At 36.2% G+C, this 3,014-nt stretch carries 3 protein-coding genes and 1 pseudogene; 3 read left to right on the top strand and 1 reads right to left on the bottom strand.

Annotated elements, in window-relative coordinates:
• Positions 1 to 596 (top strand): annotated as a pseudogene (locus C3420_RS16605) (RepB family plasmid replication initiator protein); the annotation flags it as partial.
• 309 nt (positions 597 to 905) lie between these two features.
• Positions 906 to 1,088 (top strand): hypothetical protein, encoded by a 183-nt coding sequence (locus tag C3420_RS16615; RefSeq protein ID WP_103801071.1) that lies wholly within the window; start codon positions 906 to 908, stop codon positions 1,086 to 1,088.
• A 28-nt stretch (positions 1,089 to 1,116) separates the two neighbouring features.
• Here the strand turns inward: C3420_RS16615 and C3420_RS16620 are convergent, their stop codons facing one another.
• Positions 1,117 to 1,683, bottom strand: a complete 567-nt coding sequence (locus C3420_RS16620; protein ID WP_103801072.1) for a hypothetical protein — start codon at positions 1,681 to 1,683, stop codon at positions 1,117 to 1,119.
• A 636-nt stretch (positions 1,684 to 2,319) separates the two neighbouring features.
• Here C3420_RS16620 and repM point away from each other — a divergent pair.
• Positions 2,320 to 3,014: replication initiation protein RepM (repM, locus tag C3420_RS16625; protein WP_103857253.1), on the top strand; the 695-nt coding region annotated here is incomplete at its 3' end.

The following is a 3,014-nucleotide window of genomic DNA, read 5'->3' on the forward strand; positions in this document are numbered from 1 at the left end:
GTGTACTAGAGCCATCAATTAAGCAAATCAATGAACATACGGATATTATTGTATCTGTTGCACAGCATAAAACAGGGCGTTCAGTTACTGGTTTTTCATTCCGATTTAAACAAAAACCACAACCAAAAGTAGAACAAAGAACCGACCCAAAACGAGATCCAAACACACCTGATTTCTTTGTCGAAATGACCGATGCACAACGGCATTTGTTTGCACACAAATTATCTGAACTGCCCGAAGTTGGTAGCGAATATGCAGAGATCGGAGAGTCATCCGAAGACTTTACGAAACGCCTTGCAAACATGCTTTTAGAGCCAAAAAAATTCAGGATGTTTTATCCGCTACTGGAGCAGCTCGGCTTTGGTTCTAAGAAAATCCAATCTGCACCAATCAAACAGGTCGATGAACCTAAGTTTATTGAATTGCGAAACATGCAAGTGAATAGCTTGTCGTTCAATATGTCCCGTGACAAGAAATTCGCTCATTTAAAACAGGAAAACGAATCTCCAGATGATTTTATGCAACGGCTTCGCATCATGCTAAAAGACCCAAAACAGCAAATTCAATTTTATGACTACGTGAATGCTAAAAAGTAGCAATTAATCCTCTAAAAAAGATTTCAAAACGCCCCAAATTTTGGGGCTTATTTTTATCTTTTTCAGAGGTCGGTTTTTTGTTTCTCGGAGAGAAACGCGGAAGCGTGCACATTCCCTCCTGCTGTCGGAAAATGATAAATCTCCAAACCGCTAAAAATTTGCTTGTTAGCAACGCCCCAATATCGAATTTCACCCCATAGCGTAAAAACCGCCTAAAATCGCATTTAAGCGCCATTTTCTTAAAAACAGGGAAATCTAGCTAAACAGGGCTAAAAACGCCAATAAACGCAAAATAGGAGCATTTAGACCATGAAATTAAGTGATGCTGAAAAAAATAATCGTTTATTAGAGGTGTTTTTAAAGAAATCAGATCGAGAATATTACGATTTAGGAATCACTGAAGATCATCAAAAACTTTATGATCAGTACGTTTCAGGTGATTTAAACAAGCAAGACTTTGACGAGTATTTAAAAAAATTAGCTCATAACTAAATGGCTATGAGCTATTAAATAAAATTAATTAGAAACTGATTTGGATATTAACTTTATCCACGTCAATACCTGCTGCATGAGCTATCATTTCTTTAGCTTCAGCAATAATTTCAGATAGTTCTTTTGTTTCATCTACAGATTCTTCAGCAATAATTTCAGATTCAGGTGAAGCAGTTTCTGCATTTGGATTTGCATTAAAAGCAGACCACTCAAGTTTTTCAACATCAAGGTCAAGGTTTTGTAATAGATCATTGGTATTCAAATAAGCTACTGGATATCTTTGACCTGCTGTTAATTTCTTCCAAGCCTTTTTAAAGTTTTCTGTGTCTGGCAACAGTGCATATTCACTAATTTGAATTAATTTTCTACCTGCATGTTTTTTAGTAGGAATACAGCCCGAAATTTTACCAACCATGAAGGCTTGACCATGACCTAAGCCATCTTTTACTGCCCATGTTTCTCTATGATTTCGAATTAAAATTACATATTCAGCACTTTTAATACGGTCTGTACGTACTATCCAATAGCCTGAACCGCCTTCTGATTCCATCCATTTCAAATCTTTACCTGTGAAGATACCAATAACTTTAGCCATAATATTTACTCTTATACGTTAGTTTTATTAAATTTATACGATAGAATTGATTAAATCAAGATTTTTATACGTTAGTTTTATTAAATTTATACGATAGAATTTTAAATATATGATTTTAAAACAATAAACCGAGCGAGTGTCTACGAGCGATTGAGCGTTATAAAAATTTCGCCCCTGCCTTTTCCCTGATTACAAGCTTCCTATTTCGTTATAACGAGATTTACAGAGCGAAGCGACTGTATTAATTGGCTTCATGACGAGCGAAGCGAGCATAAAGCTTTATGAGCGAAGCGAATCCATTCTTGTTTTTAGCGTTCTAGCCGGTCTTTGAAAAAACTGCCCCAGGAATCGAGCGAAGCGAGATTCAATAGAGTTTGAGCGAAGCGAAAACATAGGGCAGTTTTAAATGCCGTTTTTGATTTTTTTGGGCTTTTAATAATATAAAAAGCTTTTAAATGCTTTTAGGAGGGCTGAAATCATTGGTATACGTGCGTTTCAGCGATCATTCTCCACCATTTACCTTGCAATACTCCACCATTTACCTTGCAAGAATTTCTCAATACTCCACCATTTACCTTGCATAATCCATCATAAAATATTATGGTGGATTTACATCATAAAAATTATAGGTGGGAGATGTCGGAATTAGTAGTCAAAGACAATGCTCTAATCAATGCTAGTTACAACCTTGACCTAACAGAACAACGGTTAATTCTGCTAGCAATTGTGGAAGCAAGGGAATCAGGCAAAGGAATTAATGCGAATGACCCTTTAAACATTCATGCAGAAAGCTATATAAATCAATTTGGAGTGCATCGAAATACCGCATATCAAGCCTTGAAAGATGCTTGTGATGATCTTTTTGCAAGACAATTCAGCTATCAAAGCCTTAGCGAAAAGGGGAATATCCAGCATCATAAATCACGCTGGGTAAGCGAAGTTATTTACGTTGAACAAGAAGCAGTTGTTAAGTTAATTTTTGCTCCCGCTATTATCCCGCTAATTACTCGACTAGAAAAACACTTCACAAGCTATGAATTAGAACAAGTTAGTCAATTAAAAAGTGCCTATGCTGTTCGCTTATACGAAATTTTAATTGCTTGGCGTAGCACAGGAAAAACACCCGTAATTGGGTTGGATGACTTTAAAAAACAGATAGGAATTAATGAGGGAGATTACAAGCGAATTGATGTACTTAAATCCCGTGTACTAGAGCCATCAATTAAGCAAATCAATGAACATACGGATATTATTGTATCTGTTGCACAGCATAAAACAGGGCGTTCAGTTACTGGTTTTTCATTCCGATTTAAACAAAAACCACAACCAAA

The sequence above is a fragment of the Acinetobacter sp. ACNIH3 genome (assembly GCF_002918965.1).
Lineage (GTDB): Bacteria > Pseudomonadota > Gammaproteobacteria > Pseudomonadales > Moraxellaceae > Acinetobacter > Acinetobacter schindleri.

Excerpts from the sequence above, each read along its gene's own strand:
- C3420_RS16615 (WP_103801071.1), top strand. The coding sequence starts at position 906 with ATGAAATTAAGTGATGCTGAAAAAAATAATCGTTTATTAGAGGTGTTT.
- C3420_RS16620 (WP_103801072.1), bottom strand. The coding sequence starts at position 1,683 with ATGGCTAAAGTTATTGGTATCTTCACAGGTAAAGATTTGAAATGGATG.